Source organism: Streptomyces sp. NPDC059256, from assembly GCF_042753785.1.
GTDB lineage: Bacteria > Actinomycetota > Actinomycetes > Streptomycetales > Streptomycetaceae > Streptomyces.
In genome coordinates this window covers 137,275-154,428 of the sequence record NZ_JBHYZO010000002.1, presented here as the reverse complement: position 1 = coordinate 154,428, position 17,154 = coordinate 137,275, and the positions used below count along the sequence as shown (strand labels likewise).

23 protein-coding genes and 3 pseudogenes are annotated in these 17,154 nt (G+C 65.7%); 7 read left to right on the top strand and 19 right to left on the bottom strand.

What is annotated here, in order from left to right:
* Window positions 1-35 precede the first annotated feature (35 nt).
* The 11 genes from ACFXJL_RS05320 to ACFXJL_RS05270 all read right to left on the bottom strand — a co-directional run bounded on the left by ACFXJL_RS05320 (window position 36) and on the right by ACFXJL_RS05270 (window position 4,384).
* Window positions 36-239 carry a DUF6257 family protein gene (locus tag ACFXJL_RS05320; protein WP_384689411.1) on the bottom strand — a complete coding sequence of 68 codons (204 nt, stop codon included), beginning with the start codon at window positions 237-239 and terminating at the stop codon, window positions 36-38.
* Complete coding sequence (locus ACFXJL_RS05315; RefSeq protein WP_384689408.1) at window positions 236-403, bottom strand: hypothetical protein; 168 nt, start codon at window positions 401-403, stop codon at window positions 236-238. The genes ACFXJL_RS05320 and ACFXJL_RS05315 overlap by 4 nt, the downstream gene beginning before the upstream one ends.
* Window positions 404-477: 74 nt before the next feature.
* Window positions 478-831, bottom strand: coding sequence for a hypothetical protein (locus ACFXJL_RS05310; RefSeq protein ID WP_384689406.1), 354 nt, complete (start codon window positions 829-831; stop codon window positions 478-480).
* Between the two features lie 125 nt (window positions 832-956).
* A complete protein-coding gene (locus tag ACFXJL_RS05305) occupies window positions 957-1,328 on the bottom strand; it encodes a DUF6251 family protein (protein WP_384689403.1) in 372 nt (123 codons plus the stop codon).
* A gap of 20 nt (window positions 1,329-1,348) precedes the next feature.
* Window positions 1,349-2,209 (bottom strand): DNA cytosine methyltransferase, encoded by an 861-nt coding sequence (locus tag ACFXJL_RS05300; protein WP_384689400.1) that lies wholly within the window; start codon window positions 2,207-2,209, stop codon window positions 1,349-1,351.
* Entirely contained in the window at window positions 2,206-3,054 is an 849-nt protein-coding gene (locus tag ACFXJL_RS05295; protein ID WP_384689397.1) for a DUF2637 domain-containing protein, read from the bottom strand. Before ACFXJL_RS05295 ends, ACFXJL_RS05300 begins: the two co-directional genes overlap by 4 nt.
* The gene (locus ACFXJL_RS05290; protein ID WP_384689394.1) at window positions 3,051-3,206 is read right to left on the bottom strand and encodes a hypothetical protein; all 156 of its coding nucleotides are present in this window, start codon (window positions 3,204-3,206) and stop codon (window positions 3,051-3,053) included. Before ACFXJL_RS05290 ends, ACFXJL_RS05295 begins: the two co-directional genes overlap by 4 nt.
* Window positions 3,203-3,463, bottom strand: coding sequence for a DUF6284 family protein (locus ACFXJL_RS05285; RefSeq protein WP_384689391.1), 261 nt, complete (start codon window positions 3,461-3,463; stop codon window positions 3,203-3,205). The genes ACFXJL_RS05290 and ACFXJL_RS05285 overlap by 4 nt, the downstream gene beginning before the upstream one ends.
* A 103-nt stretch (window positions 3,464-3,566) precedes the next feature.
* Window positions 3,567-3,743 (bottom strand): hypothetical protein, encoded by a 177-nt coding sequence (locus tag ACFXJL_RS05280; protein ID WP_384689388.1) that lies wholly within the window; start codon window positions 3,741-3,743, stop codon window positions 3,567-3,569.
* Window positions 3,744-3,754: 11 nt separating this feature from the next.
* A complete protein-coding gene (locus ACFXJL_RS05275; protein ID WP_384689385.1) occupies window positions 3,755-3,916 on the bottom strand; it encodes a hypothetical protein in 162 nt (53 codons plus the stop codon).
* 81 nt (window positions 3,917-3,997) lie between these two features.
* Window positions 3,998-4,384: an ATPase gene (locus ACFXJL_RS05270; protein ID WP_384689382.1), complete on the bottom strand. Its 387-nt coding sequence runs from the start codon at window positions 4,382-4,384 to the stop codon at window positions 3,998-4,000.
* A 684-nt stretch (window positions 4,385-5,068) separates the two neighbouring features.
* Between ACFXJL_RS05270 and ACFXJL_RS05265 the strand changes: the two genes are divergently transcribed.
* Both ACFXJL_RS05265 and ACFXJL_RS05260 read left to right on the top strand, forming a co-directional pair.
* Entirely contained in the window at window positions 5,069-5,821 is a 753-nt protein-coding gene (locus tag ACFXJL_RS05265; RefSeq protein ID WP_384689379.1) for a GntR family transcriptional regulator, read from the top strand.
* Entirely contained in the window at window positions 5,818-6,339 is a 522-nt protein-coding gene (locus ACFXJL_RS05260; protein ID WP_384689376.1) for a GNAT family N-acetyltransferase, read from the top strand. Before ACFXJL_RS05265 ends, ACFXJL_RS05260 begins: the two co-directional genes overlap by 4 nt.
* Before the next feature lie 230 nt (window positions 6,340-6,569).
* Here ACFXJL_RS05260 and ACFXJL_RS05255 read toward each other — a convergent pair.
* Window positions 6,570-6,991 (bottom strand): annotated as a pseudogene (locus tag ACFXJL_RS05255) (tyrosine-type recombinase/integrase); the annotation flags it as partial.
* Window positions 6,992-7,679: 688 nt separating this feature from the next.
* On the opposite strand from ACFXJL_RS05255, the gene ACFXJL_RS05250 reads away from it, so the two are divergent.
* Window positions 7,680-8,795: a TIR domain-containing protein gene (locus ACFXJL_RS05250; protein WP_384689373.1), complete on the top strand. Its 1,116-nt coding sequence runs from the start codon at window positions 7,680-7,682 to the stop codon at window positions 8,793-8,795.
* Window positions 8,796-9,576: 781 nt separating this feature from the next.
* Here ACFXJL_RS05250 and ACFXJL_RS05245 read toward each other — a convergent pair.
* Genes ACFXJL_RS05245 through ACFXJL_RS05235 form a run of 3 tightly spaced genes read right to left on the bottom strand, consistent with a single transcriptional unit; the run spans window position 9,577 to window position 10,748 of the window.
* Entirely contained in the window at window positions 9,577-9,885 is a 309-nt protein-coding gene (locus ACFXJL_RS05245) for a hypothetical protein (RefSeq protein ID WP_384689370.1), read from the bottom strand.
* A 4-nt stretch (window positions 9,886-9,889) separates the two neighbouring features.
* The gene (locus tag ACFXJL_RS05240) at window positions 9,890-10,201 is read right to left on the bottom strand and encodes a hypothetical protein (RefSeq protein ID WP_384689367.1); all 312 of its coding nucleotides are present in this window, start codon (window positions 10,199-10,201) and stop codon (window positions 9,890-9,892) included.
* Window positions 10,191-10,748, bottom strand: a complete 558-nt coding sequence (locus tag ACFXJL_RS05235) for a bifunctional DNA primase/polymerase (RefSeq protein WP_384690313.1) — start codon at window positions 10,746-10,748, stop codon at window positions 10,191-10,193. The genes ACFXJL_RS05240 and ACFXJL_RS05235 overlap by 11 nt, the downstream gene beginning before the upstream one ends.
* A 392-nt stretch (window positions 10,749-11,140) precedes the next feature.
* Between ACFXJL_RS05235 and ACFXJL_RS05230 the strand changes: the two genes are divergently transcribed.
* Window positions 11,141-12,391 carry a hypothetical protein gene (locus tag ACFXJL_RS05230; protein WP_384689364.1) on the top strand — a complete coding sequence of 417 codons (1,251 nt, stop codon included), beginning with the start codon at window positions 11,141-11,143 and terminating at the stop codon, window positions 12,389-12,391.
* A gap of 6 nt (window positions 12,392-12,397) precedes the next feature.
* On the opposite strand, the gene ACFXJL_RS05225 is transcribed toward ACFXJL_RS05230, so the two are convergent.
* Together ACFXJL_RS05225 and ACFXJL_RS05220 are read right to left on the bottom strand one after the other, a co-directional pair.
* Window positions 12,398-13,312, bottom strand: coding sequence for a phosphotransferase (locus ACFXJL_RS05225; protein WP_384689361.1), 915 nt, complete (start codon window positions 13,310-13,312; stop codon window positions 12,398-12,400).
* A gap of 283 nt (window positions 13,313-13,595) precedes the next feature.
* Window positions 13,596-13,944: pseudogene (locus ACFXJL_RS05220) on the bottom strand (site-specific integrase); the annotation flags it as partial.
* Window positions 13,945-13,946: 2 nt separating this feature from the next.
* Between ACFXJL_RS05220 and ACFXJL_RS05215 the strand changes: the two are divergent.
* The 3 genes and pseudogenes from ACFXJL_RS05215 to ACFXJL_RS05205 form a co-directional block, all read left to right on the top strand.
* A pseudogene (locus ACFXJL_RS05215) lies at window positions 13,947-14,258 on the top strand (XRE family transcriptional regulator); the annotation flags it as partial.
* 2 nt (window positions 14,259-14,260) lie between these two features.
* Window positions 14,261-14,731, top strand: a complete 471-nt coding sequence (locus tag ACFXJL_RS05210; RefSeq protein ID WP_384689358.1) for an NUDIX domain-containing protein — start codon at window positions 14,261-14,263, stop codon at window positions 14,729-14,731.
* A gap of 101 nt (window positions 14,732-14,832) precedes the next feature.
* Window positions 14,833-14,991, top strand: coding sequence for a hypothetical protein (locus ACFXJL_RS05205; protein ID WP_384689355.1), 159 nt, complete (start codon window positions 14,833-14,835; stop codon window positions 14,989-14,991).
* A gap of 92 nt (window positions 14,992-15,083) precedes the next feature.
* Here ACFXJL_RS05205 and ACFXJL_RS05200 read toward each other — a convergent pair whose 3' ends face one another.
* On the bottom strand, window positions 15,084-15,629 hold the full coding sequence (locus ACFXJL_RS05200; protein ID WP_384689353.1) for a DUF1877 family protein: 546 nt from the start codon (window positions 15,627-15,629) through the stop codon (window positions 15,084-15,086).
* On the bottom strand, window positions 15,619-16,947 hold the full coding sequence (locus ACFXJL_RS05195) for an MFS transporter (protein ID WP_384690310.1): 1,329 nt from the start codon (window positions 16,945-16,947) through the stop codon (window positions 15,619-15,621). Before ACFXJL_RS05195 ends, ACFXJL_RS05200 begins: the two co-directional genes overlap by 11 nt.
* Window positions 16,948-17,154: the final 207 nt, after the last annotated feature.

Genomic DNA, 17,154 nt, shown 5'->3' with positions numbered 1-17,154 from the left:
TTCTTTGGCGAGAGGGGCGGTCACCCCGGGCACAGCTACTTGGATTTGGCGGCGCGTTCCTGCCGCTTGCGGGCACCGTCGATGACCTGCTCCACCCGACGCTCCAGGTCGGTGAGGTCGACCGTGCCGTGTCCGTGGCGGTCGGGGTCGGCGATGCCGCGCTTGGCCATCCGGAGCACCAGCACGGCGACCTTCGCTTTCTCAGCTGCGGTCAGCCGCGGTTCGTCGGTGTGGTTCATCGACGGGCCTCCTCGGCGTGCTCGTTGGCGGTGTCGAGGGCTGCGGAGAGGGCAAGGCGTGCGTACACGTCCGCGAGGCGTACGGCGTCGAGGGACGGCATCGGCTGTCCGGGCAGAGTGGCCAACAGGCGTTCGGCTTTGTCGCGGTATTCCTGGCTGGTCATGGCTCCCGTTTCTGGTGCCGGGGCTGTCCCGGCTCCCCACCCCACCCGCGCATGGCGGGCAGGGCAGGCAGCCGTCAGGCCCGTTGGTCGTCCTCGTAGAGGCCATAGAGGGAGGGGTCAAGCACCGGTTGCCCAGGGGTGTCATGGACCTGCGTGCCGTACTCGATCAGCGCGTCGCACAGGTAGTACTCCGCCTCCGCTGCCCGCATGGGATCGACGGTGTTGACCACGTCCGCGAACGTCCAGCCGTTGAAGTAGGCCAGGGCGTTGGGGTCGTCTCGCAGTAGTTTCCGCAGTCTGCGGTCAGCGGCAGCGGTGTGAGCGGCGAACGCGGCGTCGGGCACGTCGACTGCGTTGCTCATGTACATCAGCCGCTGGAGGCGGTGGGGTGTTTCCTCGGCGAGATCCTGCCGGGCCTCCAGAGACATAGCGGTCCACGCTGGCAGCGGCCGTCCGTCCTGTCGGGGGTATGAGGTCATGGCTCCCGTTTCTGGTGCCGGGGCTGTCCCGGCTCCCCACCCCGCCCGCGTGTGGCGGGCAGGGCAGGCAGCCGTCAGCGACGGCGCAGGGAACGCACGTTCTTCGCTGCGGCCTTGCCATCCGGGCCTCCGACGGATCGCACGACGGTGACGAGTCCGTAGGTGATGGCGATGACGACCAGAGCGGCCACGGCGAGGGATACGGCCATGGAGGTGATCGCGGCGACCAGCAGCGGACCGAAGTACACGCTGGCCCCGACTGCTCCGGCTCCGATCCCGGACCCGAGCGCGACCCGCTGAACGGTGCGGTCGGGTGGGGCTTGGTGGATGTGCTGGTGCACGATCTGCGGCACCTGCTGTGCGGGGAGGTCGCCAGGGTTGATGTAGGCGTAGGTGTGGCTGCCGTCCGGCAGCCGCACCCGGGCAGGGGTGGGTAGGGACTCCATACGGGGCTCCTTGTGGTCCCTCAGGGGTTGGTGTGTGCGTCGGCGACGATCAGGTGTCCGATGTGTTCGCCGGCGACGGGGAGGACGGCGTTGCCGTAGGCGGCAAGTTGGTCCACCCGACCGGGAAGCCCATCAACCAGCAGATCCACGTCGGGTTGGGTCGCAAGCCAGGCCTGCGCGGATTCCCGGCGCGCAGCCAGAGGAAGGCCAGGTAGTCCTCCAGTTGTGAGCGGTGATCGCCGGTCTCGGCCCTGGTCCAGGCGATTCCGTTGTGTCCCATGGAGGCGCGGGGGGTGGGCCACGAGGTAGAGCCGTTTACGGGCTGCGTGGGGGGCTCCGAACTGGGGTGCCGATAGCACTGCCCAGACCGCATCGAACCCGCAGTCGGCCAGGTCACCGAGGATCCATCCGAAGGCGTCGGCATCTCGAACAAGGTCCCCGACGTTCTCCAGGACGACGTATCGGGGTCGTAGGCGGCGAACGACGTCAGCCATCGCGGGCCACATCCACCGTTCGTCCGTGGTGCCGAGTCGCTTGCCGGCGAGGGAGAACGGCTGGCAGGGGAATCCGCCGGCCACGACATCGACGCCGGGTCGGGGCTGGCTGTCCCACCAGGCGAGGGTGGTACGAACGTCGTCATGGCGAGGGACCTCCGGCCAGTGGTGGGCCAGCACGCGCTGGCAGTACGGGTTGATCTCGACCTGTCCGACGGTCCGCATCCCGGCTCGTTCCAGGCCGAGTTCCAACCCGCCGATCCCGGAGAACAGGGACAGCACGGCCAAGGGCGGGTCGGTGGCGATCACGGTCTGACCGGGCAGGGCCGGCGAGGGTCCGGAATCCAGGAGCCGGCGGGCCCGGTCCAGCCGGGCGAGCGCGCTCATGCCGCCACCGCCCCAGACTCACCGCTGGTGACCCGTTCTGCCCGCAGCGCGTCGCGTAGGGTCCGGCCGTTCGCGGACGACGTCCGCACGGCTCGGCGGATCGCTTCCCCGGTCAGCTCCGAGTCGGGCCAGTCGGCCGTGGTCGACCGGGCTTCAGCGAGGAGTTCGTCCGGGGTACGGTTCGGTCGACTCGACCGGGCCGACTCCGGAATCGGGCCAGTCGACCGTGCGGCAGGAGTCGACTCCACCCCGACCGGGTCGGCTGCATCGGGTTGGGCGGTCTGCTCAGTCGACTGGCCCGGTGGCAGTTCAGCCACCGTAGGAACGCCGGAGCGGGTCGACTCCTGCAGCTCAGACCCCGACCGACCCTCCCAGTCGATTTCCACTGATTCATACTGGTCTGCGGTCGGGTCTGACCGCTGCTGGTGGTGCAGAACCTTGGCGACCAGGTCCGACCCGAAGTAGATCGACCCGACCGGCAGACTCGTGGCGAGGAGGACCAGGGCCCAGTGGGCGGAGTCCCATCCGGCCAGTCGACTCCAGTCGACCACCCCGCTGCCGGTCGGACCGTGCAATCCGTGGACGTAGTTGAGGACCAGCGAAGCGATCGTGTAAGCGGCAAGTACCCGCAGCGCGAAGTCCCGATCCGGGCCAGTGAGTACGAGTGCGGCGACCAGGGCCAGCGCCATCAGCCCGTCGACCACGAACGGATACAGCAACGCTGCCGTCCCGTCCGCACCCGTCGCGGTGGCGACATCCCGCAGCGCGTTCCACGACACCCGAAACGCCATACCGACCACAGCGACCAGAGCAGCGACAAGGAGCCCCTTCGCGAAGCGGTTCACCGGTCGCCCTCCTCGATCTCATCGAGGTCCCCCGGGGTCCACATCCACGACCCGCCCCACCAATCCTCAGACGTGCCATCCGGGGTCGAGGGCGGGGCAGCGACCGGAGCGGGCAGACGGAGCAGCCGACGCAGGAAGCGGGGGATGTTCATGCCGCACCCCCCGCCACGGTGGAGCGGTTGGTGAGGGCACGACGGGCAGCGAGCACCCGCCGCCGAGCACGGCGGATACGGCGTTCGTCCAGCTCCGACACCGGACGGTCCAGGACACTGATCTCCACATCCAACAGATCGACCTCGGCCGTGATGAGCGGCATCTCCCGGTCGATGATGTTCAGCTCGATGGGGGTGGGCTCACGGTCGGGGAAGGCGGGGGCGGTGTCGACCGCCCGAAGGGGCATGATGGTCATGAGTCGCGTTCTCTCCCTAGCAGGTGGAAACGGCTCAGCACCCCCCGGAGCTGCAATCTCCAGGGGGTGCACCGTCTCGTGGGTGTAGATGGGGCAGGTACGCCTACTTCTGGGTGATCGTGATGCCAGTCGGCTCGTATCCCCTGCTACGCAAGCTGCGCTCGGCCGCCTCCTCAGCGGCCTGCGGCGAGGACGCGGTCAACGTGCCCTGGGCGCTCGTGATCTCCCCAGGGGTAAGGGTGTCGACGAGCCTTTCGGCGTGGAAGTGGTACGTCGGCACGAGGGTCTCCTCTACTTCTTCTTGTTCTCGTCCTTGCTGATGTCGGTCAGGTTCTGGTCGAAGGTTCCGGGGCCCTCCAGCAGGGCGTGCACGATGATGTCGGCCGCACGCTCCGGGTTGCCCTCCGCGATGGCGGCCTTGGCTTCGTCCCTGCGGTTGCTGAGGAATCCCATGCGTTTCTCCTTGGGGATGCGGGTCCGGGGCTGTCCCGGCTCCCCACCCCACCCGTGCGAGACAGGCAGGGCAGGCAGCCGTCAGCGCCGCACTACGGGCCGGGCGATATCGCGGTGGTAGACACCGACGTCGCCGAGCCCCGCATCCCGCAACCGCTCCGCCACAGCGTTGGCGACCGTCGGCGCACGATGCCGACCACCCGCACACCCGGCAGCCACGGTCACTACTCCGCCACCAGGGCCCGACGCGAACGCCACCGCCGCACGGGCGGCGGCTTCGACCAGATCCGTAATGCCGGGGGTGTTGAGCACGGCCAGCCGCACCGGTTCGTCAGCGGCGGTCATGGTCCGCAGCTCCGGGGACACGTGCGGGTCCCGGAAATGCGCCCTGAGGTCGATCGTCAGATGCGCGGTAGGCGGCGCATCGTGCAGGTAGCCGAACGAAACGATTTCTACGCGTGCGCCCATCAGCGACCACCCCGAGCACGGGCGTCGGTCTCGCTGCGCTTGTTCGCCTCAGCCAGCTTCCGGGCCAACGCAGCCCGCTCCGTTTCTGTCATCCTTGTCACCACAGGTGACCTCCACATCAGGTATGCCTGTCGCGCCGTCCGGAGTTCCAGCTCCGGACGGCGCATCTAGTTGGAACCCATCCGGCTCCCCTCAACCCCACCCGTCGTCATGTACGGGTGAGGGAGGCAACCGGCCGTAGCACCGAACGGCGCTGCGGAAGTTGGTCAGGGCTTCACCGGACGCCGTTGCCACGGCAGGCCAGTCCCGAGCCTCAGAATCGGCGCGTCATCATCACTGCTCTGACGCGACAGCAGAGCGGCACATGCCAGGTGGCACCCCGAAGGGTGTTCTCCAGAGCCAGCACGAACGAACCGCCCACGGCATCACCCGGCCGCCCACGGGGACAGGGGACTCTCACCCCCATCAAGCTCACTGTTCAGTTCTCAAAGACCGAGCGCTTCCTTCAGACCCTCAGTCGAGAGCCCTCCAGGCGTTGTAGCCATTGTCCGTACAATGGCTACAGGCAGGATGTTGGCAGATCGAAGGGCGCTTCGCAAGGGCATTGGCCACATTGACTGGACAATGCGTTCAACCAGCGGCTTCTATGGAGGCATGGCAGTGACGCGACTCGGGCGAGCCCCGATGTACCAGCAGATCGCGGACGCACTCCGCGAGCAGATCGCCGATGGCACGTTGGCGTCGGACGCAAAACTGCCCACTGAGGCAGAACTTCGAGCGCGGTACGAGGTGTCCCGAGAGACTGTGCGCAAGGCGCTCGGGCTGCTCGTCAACGAAGGGCTGGTGATCTCGGCAAGGCCCCAAGGGCACTTCGTGCGTAGACGGCAGCCGATGGTGTTCCGACCACAAGCTGAGTTCCGGAAGCGGCCCTACTCGCCCGAGATGGACGCATTTAGAACGGAGTTCTCTGAAGAGGGACGTGAGCCACGGCAAGAGATCGAAGTGGCGATCGTGGACCCGCCTGCGGAAGTGGCGAAACGCCTGCGTCTCGAACCAGGTGAGCTTGTGGCTGTGAGGAAGCGCGTGCGCTACCTAGACGGTGAACCGTTCAACATCAACGACAGCTACTTTCCGCTGAGCATCGTGCGTGACTCAGAGATCATGAGGCCCGAAGACATCACCAGGGGTGCGAACGAAGTGCTCGCAGATCTGGGATATCGGCAGGTGCGTGCTCTTGATGAGATCTACATCAGGATGCCGACCCCTGACGAGACGCACCGCCTTGACTTGAGCCCCGGTACCCCCGTTGGCTATCACGTGGTTACCGGGCACACCGCAGAGGGGATGCCCGTTCGGGTCGCCATCAGTACCCTGCCTGGTGATCGGCACGTCATTTCGTACGAGCGTTTCCGCACGGAACCGAGCGAAGACGCATGACCGATCTTGAGATCAGAACCGCGATCCTCGCCGACCTGGGCACGATTGAAGGTCTCCTCACGGAGGCATCCGTCTGGCTCGCCTCACTAGGAATCGATCAATGGCAGTACCCGCCGCACCGCGACCGCATCGTTCAAGCGATTGAGCGGGGCGAGTGCTTCCTCGCAGTCCAGGACGGCCACCCGATCGCGACATTGCAAGTGGATTCCTTCGCTGACCCCGAGTTTTGGGGCGTGTCCGATCGGCCGGACGCCGCTTTGTACGTGCACCGCATGGCAGTGAGCCGAGAGGCGGCAGGGGGGAGTGTGGGCAAGGAACTGCTGAACTGGGCGGTCGACCGAGCGACAGCAGCTGGTAAGTCGTGGCTACGACTGGACGCCTGGAAGGACAACCCGGGACTGCATCGCTACTACGAGCGTCGCGGATTCGAACTCGTGCGCATCGTTGATCTGCCCCACCGTAGGTCAGGAGCGCTGTATCAGCGTCCGACGGGACCCACCCATGACATCAGTCCCTGACATCAACGGCCACATACATCGGCGCACAAACACGGACCGAAGTTCCTTTCCAGCGCCGGTGTGTTGCAGCAAGTGGGGGCCAGTTGGGCCCTGGGATCAGTAACGCACTCGCCTACGGATCAGAAGGTTGCAGGTTCGAATCCTGCCGAGTGCACACAGGTGAGAGCCCCGCTGGATCATTCCAGCGGGGCTCTTTCGTTGCCGTACAGCAGCGAAGTACAGCAACCGTGTCAGCTGGTGGTGCCACCCATGGCTTCGGACAGCTTGCCGATCGCCTCCCGCACCTCCTCTTCGCTGGCTTCGGCGTAGACCTCCATCGTCATGGCGATCTGCGAGTGCCGAAGGATGCGCTGCGCGATCTTCGGGTGCACCTTGAGGGCGACCAGGAGCGAACTACAGGTGTGCCGGGTGTTCCGTAGCGGGATCACTCGAAGGCCGGCCCGCCGTGCGCGCAGGGCGAACATCCGGGTGAGGTGCCCGGCTCGATCGGGGTCCCGTACTTGGTCGTGAAGATCAGATCGTGCCGGTCCTGCCAGAGGTCACCCGCGGCAGTCCGGTCCCCCGTCTGTTGCGCGCGACGCATCCGAAGCGCCTTGAGACAGAGCGACGGCGCAGGAGCACGGCCGACATGGTGATCAACATGGGGTTTCCCCTCAGTCACTGGCTTGGCCGTCGAGCCGCTCGATTGCACGGTCGGCCCGTTGGAGGCACCGCCCATCGCATCGACGAGTTCCGGCAAGGACAAGGTCAGACGCGCGTACTCTTCGAAGATCCTCTGGGCCTCTGCTTCCGAGACCAGATAGGAGCGAGTTCGTTCCCAGCCAATGCCGGAGGCCAGGATCGCCGTAGCCGCCTGCTCGGGTGTGATGGGCCCAGGCCCTTCGCCTACCGGAGGGAGTGCCACTGCTCCCATCACCCGCCTGACGGTCAATCAGAAAGGCGCACCGCTCGCCTTGGGGCAGTTCCACCTCCCAGGGGAGGAACTGAAAGTCTAGGACCCGCTGTAGCCCGAACTTGCAGGACGCTGGTTCAACTTTCTCTATGTCATCAAGGCGCCTCGCTCTGCCCGTGGCGCGCGGCCCGGCTGCGGCCGGGCCTGCCGCTCGTGTCTTCGCCACACTCCGGCATGGCCCATCTGGCCCCGCCAGCGGGTCTCGACCCAAACCGGGCAGGACACCAGCCAAACTCGCTCCGCCGACCTTCTTTCTTAGCGATACCCGAAGACCCTAAGTCCATCACGACCTACCCGCATATCACCACCTCTATCAGGGGCAGATGATCGATAATCGATGATCTGGAACCCTGTGAAATCGCACCTGGGCGCCACCTAAGGTGCGTATATGGCAACAAGTAGCGGAGCCGCTGGGTTCTGGAGTTACACCCACCGCGATGACGAGATCGAAGACGGGCGAATCAGGCGACTCGCCAACAAAATCGCAAACGAGTTCGAGGTTATCACCGCAGAGGAATTGCATGTATTCCTTGATAAGGAGGATATCAAATGGGGTGACGAGTGGCGCAATAGGATTGACACGGCTCTCACGGGTTCGACTTTCTTCATGCCTATTGTGACGCCCCGCTTTTTTAAAAGCGAGGAATGTCGTAGGGAGGTGCTGACCTTTTCTGGCCACGCTGCTAGTTTGGGGCTCGACGAACTATTGCTCCCAATCATGTATATCGATGTCCCTGGGCTCCACAAAAGCGACACGTCCGACGACGTAATGACGCTCATCGCAAAGAGGCAGTACGAGAATTGGACCGAACTCCGACTGGAGGACGAAAACTCGCCAAAATACCGCCAAGCCGTACACCGCCTAGCTACCCGCTTGGTCGAAATCCTCGAACGCGCGGCGGAAGTTGAACCTCCGCCCGTCAATTTGGCCGAGGATGTCAACGCAGAAGAAGAGCCCGGCATGCTCGAATTGATGGCTGAGGCAGAGTCGGCCCTGCCTCGATGGGGTGAAGTGATGTCCGAATTCGCGATCACGATTCAGGAGATCGGCGAAGCCGCGAGGGAAGCCTCGGCGGACATGGAAAAGTCTGATGCCCGCGGTGCCGGATTCGCGGGCCGACTCCGAGCTGCCCGCCAACTTTCTGAACAAATTAAGGAACCTGTGGAAAGGATGAGTGAACTTGGAGTGCAATACTCCATGGAGTTGGTAAAGGTTGACCCGGGCATTCTTGGAATTCTTCGCCAGGTGGAATCCGAGGGAGCGGAGACTTACGAGAGCGAGCAGGCCACAGAATTCTTTAAGGCGATTCGAGATTTTGCCCAGATCGGACGAAGGAACATGGTATCGTTCCAAGAATTCTCAGACTCCCTCCAAAGGGTCTCAGGCTTGAGTAAATCGATGCGCCCCCTGACTAAAAAGATGAGAGGGGCTATCCAGAAAGTGATGGACGGGCAAGCCATCATGGACGAGTGGGAGCGTCGAATCGACGAGGTCACTGGGTAACGAGTCTCTGTCGAGTTCGAATCAATTGTTGTTTCTGCCCAGCGCTAGATTGACCTCAGCCCCGGTAAAATATCAATTTTCGCCGTGCTCCCCTTCTACCAAGGGCAGTAAAGGATGACCGGGTCTGGGGCTCAGCCAAGCCTTGGGCCGCGGTACAAGGTGTCTTCGTCTGGCGTGGGGCCGTGGTTGAGGTCAGGTGCGCAGCGTGGGCAGGCGAACAGGGTTCCGTCGGCCCCGCTCGCTTGGGGAGCCCATCCCACTCGCACGGGGGCAGCTGTCCTGCGACCGCACTTAACGCATCTAGGTGTGAAGGCCGCTGGGGGAGGAGAGGTGAGCGATTCGGCGATCACAGGAGCGGTCCGTCCGGAGAAGTCCCGATGGGGACGTGCGGGAGGTCGAGGCCCTTCCCCGCGTGTACGAGAACTCGACGCGGGAGGGGCACGGTTCGGAGCCGGATGGTGTCGTCGAGTTGCACGTACGGCCTGAGGAACGGGGTGTCTTCGCCCCTGAGCGGTGTGTGGCGTGCGATGACGTGAGGGGGTGTCGGAGTGGTCCATGGAGCACCCCAGACCGATCGCGGGCTCGGTGCCCTGTGTGTTGTCACGGGCGAGGCTGTCGCCGGTCGGTGACGTCCGGAGCCGGGGAACACCCATTGCAGGGCATGGCGAAGCAGTCGGGTAATAGGCTTGCGCATACGTCGGTCAGCTCCTCAGAAGCTGGTCGGCCAGCCTCGGCAGGCCGGTCCTACGCGGTCTGCCGAGGCGTCGAATGGGTAGGGGGGTCACGCCCGTGCGCGATCCCCGAGAGTCGCTCCGGCTCGGTCGGCGATTTCCATGGCCAGCCCCGCCACCAGCGCCCGAGCCAGTAGGTCGGCGGCTTCCGGGCTTACGGAGCCCAGGCACACGAGTCCGTCGCCGTCGACGTTGACATCGGCCCGCAGGCCGGGGAAGTCCGTCTCCAGTCCGAGTGTCTTTAACGCGGTCGCCAGGGCCGTTGCGCCACGGTGCCCCTTCGACCAGCCACGTACGTAGGGGATTCCCGGCAGTAGATCTTCTGCCCGCTTGGCGGTCACGCCTCTGCGATCCGTCATGTCGTCACTCCTCTCGTGCTGGGCCGGGGGGTCGGTCAGTTGCCAGTTCCGTCTGTCTGGTGCACGCCCCGTCCGCCACCCACTCACACGAGAGGGCACGCTCCAGGAGCTGGGCCAGTCGTTCCGCGGTCTCGGGTGACACTCGGCCCAGTTCGACCAGGCCGTGCCCGAAGGCGTTCATCTGTGCTTGCAGATAGGGGAAGTCCTTCTCCAGGCCGGCTGAGACCAGGGCGTCCCTCAGCCCGGCGGTCGCATCCCTTGCCGCGTACCAGGCGCCGCTGTCCGTGGGGGACCAACTGGCCGCATCACCCTGCATCGGCGTGTGCTTCCGCTGCTTCTTCAGCGATCGCGGCCTCTGCGGTCGGGTACCGCTCGCCGTACCTGTCGACCCGCTCCACCAGCCGAGCCGAGGCGACCAGCAGCACCGCCAGGGCGATCACCCGAAGCGGAAAGGCTTCCGCCAGTCGGCCAGGAGGGTTGAGCCACTGATACCGATCACTCGCGAGCGGCATGGGACCCGGGACCACCACACACGACCCCAGCTCCAGGTACTTGTAAGCAGGCATCGTGCCGTCAGCCGCCTCCCTCGCGAGAGCCCGCTCGAACCGGTCGCGGGAGCCTGATGCGAGGAAGAACCCGACCTGCTTCGCACGTGTGTCGACGATGACCGCGCCGGTGGGCATCACCCAGCGCTGGAGCTGATCGAAGGTCTCCACACCGATCCGTTGGTCGATCACCACCACGTCGAAGTGCCGACCGGTCGAGAACGTCTGAGGCGACCGCAGGTCGTCCTCCCAACGGGCCCGGCACTTGTCCGGATCATCAGCGGCAGCGGACAGCCAATCCATGCCTCGCTTGGTCATCGTGTGCACGTCGCCCACCTCAGTCAGTCGTACGGCGACCGGTTGCCGTCGTACGACCAGCCTCGTGAACGAGGGCCAATCAAGGCAGATGACGAGGGGTGACAAGGGGTGACGAGTCTCGTCACCCCCTGACCGGGTTACTTCTCACCGCATCGCGCGAAGTCCCATATTTCGGGAAGCGAGAATGCGCTCAACTCCCTATATTCGAGGGAGGACGATGGCGTCTTGCATGAACTCCGCCGGGGGAGGCAGGGATTACCGACCGCAGACATCCCATCAGCGATCTTCTGGCTGACGCTCGCAGCAAGCGAGGCTGGAGCCAGCCGCGACTCATCCGCGAACTTCGGCAGGTGGCAACGAGGCACGGCCACACTCTTCCGTCCGACGCCAGTGTGAAACGCCGCATCGCCAGCTGGGAGAACGGCCATGGCGTCCCAGACGGGTTCTATGGCCCGCTCCTCTGCGAGGCTCTCAACCTCACCCCTGTGGAACTGGGTCTGCACTCGTTCGCGGAGTTCGGCGAGTCCGTCCTCGATGCCGGATATCCCGAGAGCCCAGCGGCGGTGTTCGCCAATGTCGAAAGGCTCTGGCGAGCGGACCTCAACGGCCATGAGCCCCTGCTGACGTCCAGCCCGTCACAGCCGGCATGGAACGAAGCCTCGCTCCGCTGGCTCGTGGCGCCGGAAGCGTCCTTCCCCGCGCAGCCGTCCAGCGAAAGCCCCAGAGTTGGGCTCGCCGACATCGCGGTGATCAAGTCCACCGCCGACATGTTTGCTCAGCTCGATGATCGATTCGGCGGGGACCACGCCAGGCAGAGCTTGATCCAGTACCTCAGCCGTGATGTCGTCCCGCTTCTTTCCGGCCGGTACACCCAGGCCGTTGGCCGAGCGTTGTTCTCGACAGTCGCCGAAGCAACGCTCCTCGCCGCGTGGATGTCGTACGACGCCTGCCACCACGGGCTTGCACAGCGATACCTTCTCCAGGCGCTCAGGCTCGCCCAGGACGGAGACGATCGCCGACTCGCGGGAAGTGTTCTCTCCGCGATGAGCCATCAGGCCACTTTCCTCGGGCGGTACGTGGAAGGTGCGACTCTCGCACGGGCGGCCCGCATGGGGATCTCGCGTGTGGCGACTCCGACCCTGCTGGCACAGTTCCATGCGATGGAAGCGCGTGCTCTCGCCCGTAGTGGGGACGGCCGGGGCTGCGAGATCGCTCTCGCCGAGGCGACGCGCGAACTGGATCGACGCAACAACGACGACGAGCCGGAGTGGATCACGTACTTCGACGAGGTGGAGTTAGCCGCGGAAGCCGCCCACTGCTTCCGTGACGTGAGCAGCGCCCGCCAGTCGGTCAGCCACGCGGAGAACGCGATGAGCGGTACCCATGTTCGGAGCGACTTCTTCGCCACGATGGTCTTAGCGGACGCCCATATGCACGCCGGTGAACCGGAGGAAGCCTGCCGAGTGGCATCAGATGCCCTCGATCTCGGCGAGCAGTTGAAGTCCTCCCGGTGTGTCAGCTACCTCGCCGAGTTCCGCCAGAATCTCGCACGGGCGGGCACCACAGCCGCGGTCCGGGAGTTTGAGGAACAGGCCGCGGACCACCGGCTCTGGCTCGCCGCAGACAACCTCACCCGCACCTGAGGCTGGTCAGAACGGCTGCCAATCCTTCCTGCTTCCGCCCGTCCGAAGCGCGTGTACCCGTCGTACGAACTCCGTCGCGAACTTCGGATCTGTCGTGACCTGATGTCCGACCCAGAGCGTCATCTTCAGCTCTCGGAGGTCAGCCAGCACGGGGTATCCGGGCCAGTTCAGCAGGTCGAATCCGGAGTGGTAGACGAAGGAGTCGTACTCGGCCTTGGTGTGCCAGCCGAAGCGCTCGTAGTAGAGCGCCGTGAGAACGAGGTCCCATTCGCGTTGGGCCAGGGACACCCCGTCGAGATCGATCAGAAGGGGCTTGCCGCTCCTGTTGCGGATGGCGTTGCCGACGTTCGCGTCCCCGTGGATCATGCCGAAGTCGAGGACCCAGTCAAGCCGGTCGTACTCCTTCTGGATCTTGTTCGCACGCTCGTCGAGGAACGAGAGATCGTCATCACTGACGCCGTGGATACTTCGCAGAGAGTCCCAGACATCCCCGAAGGGGTCGTAGTACGGCAGGCCCAAGGAGTCCGGTTCCTCAAGCCAGTGGAAGCGCCGCAGTAGATCGCCCAGCTCTGTCAGGTCCGCGTACTCGTCATGATCCTGATCGCTCACCCAGAAGGTGACGACGCGCCCCTGCACTGTGAACGGCTGCTCCAGGCCGGGTATCACCCGAGTCGCGGGGAAGCTCTCGGCCTCCAGCCACCGAGCCACCCGAACCACCCGAGACATGTTCGACAGAGCGTCCCGATCCCGTGCGATACGAACGATCACCGGTGAAGTCTGCAATCGATACACGGCGTTGGAGCCGAGCCTCAACAACTCCGCCCCCGTGGAGTCCAAACCGGCGGCCCGGCACGCTTGGACCAGAACACCTCCTGCCGCCTCCGCAGTGAACGCGGCCCCACCCTCAGCGCCCGAAGTCATACATTGAAGTTACAGGCCGATGAGTCATGGCGGTTCGAGCTGCCGGCAAGCGGACTGGATGACGGCAACGCTGACGGCAACGACAACGAACACCGGCTGTCGGCCACTCTCACGAGCGCCCAGGGGGAAGGGGCTTTGGGGGACCTGCCGCAGGCTCGCCCGATCCTACGGATCAGAAGGTTGCAGGTTCGAATCCTGCCGAGTGCACACAGGTGAGAGCCCCGCTGGATCATTCCAGCGGGGCTCTTTCGTTGCCGTACCGCAACGGAGTACCGCAACCGTGTCAGCCGGTGGTGCCGCCCATGGCTTCGGACAGCTTGCCGATCGCTTCCCGCACCTCCTCTTCGCTGGCTTCCGCGTAGACCTCCATCGTCATGGCGATCTGCGAGTGGCGGAGAATGCGCTGAGCGATCTTCGGGTGCACCTTGAGGGCGAGCAGGAGCGAGCTACAGATGTGCCGACTCCTCCGTCTTGGTCTCCCGGTGGAGGAGCTGCCGCCCTGCCCGCTGGATCTGGTGGTCCACGTACAGCTCACCCGTCTCGAAGTCGACGGACTTCCACGTCAGGCCCAGCACCTCACCACGACGGAGCACGAGCACCCAGGCCGCCAGAAGGTGATCATCACGGGCCGCCCCATGTTCAACAGCGCGGCGAAGAAGAGAGGTTTGGCCTTGGGATCGAGTCCCGTTGCCGACTTGCCCTCATGCACTACCGCCCCTTGGCCGGGGTGCCTGGCATCGAGGTGCGGACCCACGCCACCACGCTCCACAACTCGATCTATCGCGCTGACGATCAGGCGTTGGTCAATGCCCACGTCTGGGGCGTGAACGCCTACGGTGCTCCCGTATGGCATCTTCGGCGTAGCGGAGAGGGCGGCATGTTCGACACGTACGCCGGCAGCTTCGACGCGGTGTGGGAGACCACGACGCCGGTACGGGAAGGGTGACCATGGCACGGACCGAGTACTACGACGACCCAGCGGCACCCGACCCGAACAGCTTGGTGGTCGCCGCCTCCGCCGTGGTCACTGACGACGAAGGGCGTGTGCTCCTTCAGCGCCGTCGGGACAGCGATCTCTGGGCGCTGCCCGGTGGCGGCATGGAGATGACCGACTCACTCCCGGGAACGGCCGTTCGCGAGGTGAAGGAGGAAACGGGTCTGGACGTGGAGATCAGCGGGCTCGTGGGCACGTACACCGACCCTCGGCACATCATCGCCTACTCGGACGGTGAAGTGCGCAGGCAGTTCAACGTCTGCTTCACCGCCCGCATGATCGGTGGCCGGCTGGCGATTTCGGACGAGTCCACGGAGTTGCGGTTCGTCCGGCCGGAGGAGATCGACCAACTGCCGATGCACCACACGCAGCGACTCCGGATCCGCCACTTCCTGGAGCGCCGTGAGCGGCCCTATCTCGGCTGACCTCCTCAGGCTGCAGTGACGGCGGCCCTGGTCGCAACGAAGCCGTACAGAGGCCGTTGATCACGAACACGCCACTGATCAACGGGGACAGGGGGGTCGCAATGGAGTCACTCGGATATGCCTTCTTCGCTCTGATCTGGGGGGTTCCCGTCGTCGCGGTTGTCGTTGTCGTCGGTGTCTGCGTGCTGGTTGTTCGGTGGCGGAAGCGGGCCATTGCTGCCATGGAGCGGGAGGAACGGGAAGAGCGGGAGTCGGGGTAGCCGGCGGTGGGCGGCCCTCGTTGGTGGTGCGTACGGGGGCGGTCCAATGGGTGGGTGAACGGATGACGGTCCGGCCTCGGGGCGGGGCGGTGCTAGGTGTTTGCGGTGAACAGGACTGCTCGACGGGCCTTCGTTGCCAGGGCGAAGAGTTCCCGTACCTCTGTCAGGCCCTCGCGTGCCCAGTGGAAGTCGCCCCGCAGGCCCAGGTCGGAGAACTTCCCCCACAGCCAGCCCTCTTCCACCTCCGCCAGGGCTTTCGCGGTCAGGGACACCTGGCCCGGGGGCACCAGGCGGGTCAGATAGTCGCTGTCGTCGGTGAGGGAGTGGCCGCCGAGGATTGCGTACCGCAGGGGTGTCGGGCCGGTGAGCAGGCAGCGGTGCAGCGGCTCCCAGGTCCTGTCGGTGTCCGCAAGCCAGGGGGGCTCCCACTCGGCTTCGATGTGCGACACGTACGAGGTGACTTCCGGCCCGTCCGCATGTGTCAGTCGGACCGCGTCCTCGGCGGGGATGGCGAAGTGGCGGCCCAGACCGGTCACTCGGAGTCGTTGGATGCCGCTGTCGGACGTGGCCACTTCGTCCAGCATTGCCCGGCAGAGCTCCCGGATCAGCAGGTCCGTGCCGTGCGGTTCAGTGGACATGGACTCCCCCGGTCAGCTGCGGCTTTCCGCGCGGGACCAGGGCGACGCAGAGGGCCGCGCTGATCGCCGCGGTCACGGCGAGCAGGGTGTACGCGCCGGTGAACCCGGCGGACGTGCCCTGGGCTATGCCGGTCGCCGCGGCCGTCGACACCATGGCCACACCGACCGAACCGCCGACCTCGTGGAAGGTGTTGACCACTCCGGAAGCGAGCCCGGCTTCCTCCTGGGCGACCATCGCGAGGGCGGTCGTGGTCGCGGTCACGAACACCGCACCGATGCCGAGCGAGGCGACGGCGAGGCCCGGCAGCAGGGTGACGTACACGTTCGCTGCCGTCGGGGCGAACGTCAGCAGGGTGCTGCCGGCCGCCGCGACGGTCAGGCTGCCCACCGCGCAGGCCCGGCTGCCGATCCGGCCGACCAGGCGTGACCCGAGATGGGCGCCCAGGGCGACGGCCACTGCCACCGGGAGGAAGAGCAGTCCGGTCTCCATCGGGCTGAAGCCCCGCATGTGCTGGAGGTGGACGGAGCTGAGGAAGAAGTACGAGATCAACAGGGCGGTGGCGATCAGCATCAGAAACGATCCGGCCACTACCGGACGGCGGGTCAGCATCGTCAGGTCCATCAGCGGTTCCCGGGTTGACCGTTCGACCGCCGCGAACCCTCCGTACAGGGCGACGGCTCCGATGAGCGCCAGTAGGGTCAGCGGGTCGCTCCAGCCGCTGTCGCCCGCTCTGACCAGGCCGTAGATCAGTGTTCCGGTGGCGGCGGTGACCAGCAGCGCGCCGGGAACGTCCAGTCGGACGGGCCTGGGTGCCCTGGCCGGTACCAGCGCGGGCAGGGCGGCGAGCAGGGCGAGGCCGACGGGGACGTTGACGTAGAAGACCCAGGGCCAGCCCGGCCCCGCGGTCAGTGCACCGCCGAGGAGTACGCCCGCTGCCGAGCCGGTGCCGCCGATCGCCGCCCAGACCCCGAGGGCCTTGTTGCGCTCCGCGCCGTGGAATCCGGTGGTCACGATCGCGAGGGCGGCGGGGGAGAGCAGGGCCGCGCCCACTCCTTGGGCGACCCGTCCGCCGATCAGCGCGGGGGCGTTCTGGGCGAGCCCGGTGAACAGGGAGGCGGCGGTGAAGATCGCCAATCCCGCGAGCAGGGTGCGGCGCGCACCCAGGGCGTCAGCGAGTCGGCCGCCGAGGAGCATCAGTCCGCCGAAGCACAGGGTGTACGAGGCGACGACCCAGGTGAGCGTCGCCCGGTCGAGTGCGAGGTCCGCGGCCATATCGGGCAGGGCCACGTTCACCACGGTGACATCGAGGACCAGCATGAACTGGGCGACGCAGATGAGGGCGAGCACCGTCCAGCGCCGGGGGTCGGGGGGTGGCTGGTCGTGGTGGGGGTGCGTGGGGTGAACGGGCGCACAGGGCACGGTTGCTCCTCGCTCGGCGGTGGGCCGCGGGTGCGGCTCCCTGAATAAATGAACCGTACAGTTCAGTACAGATGAACTCAACAGTTCAGTTCAGATCTGGACTAG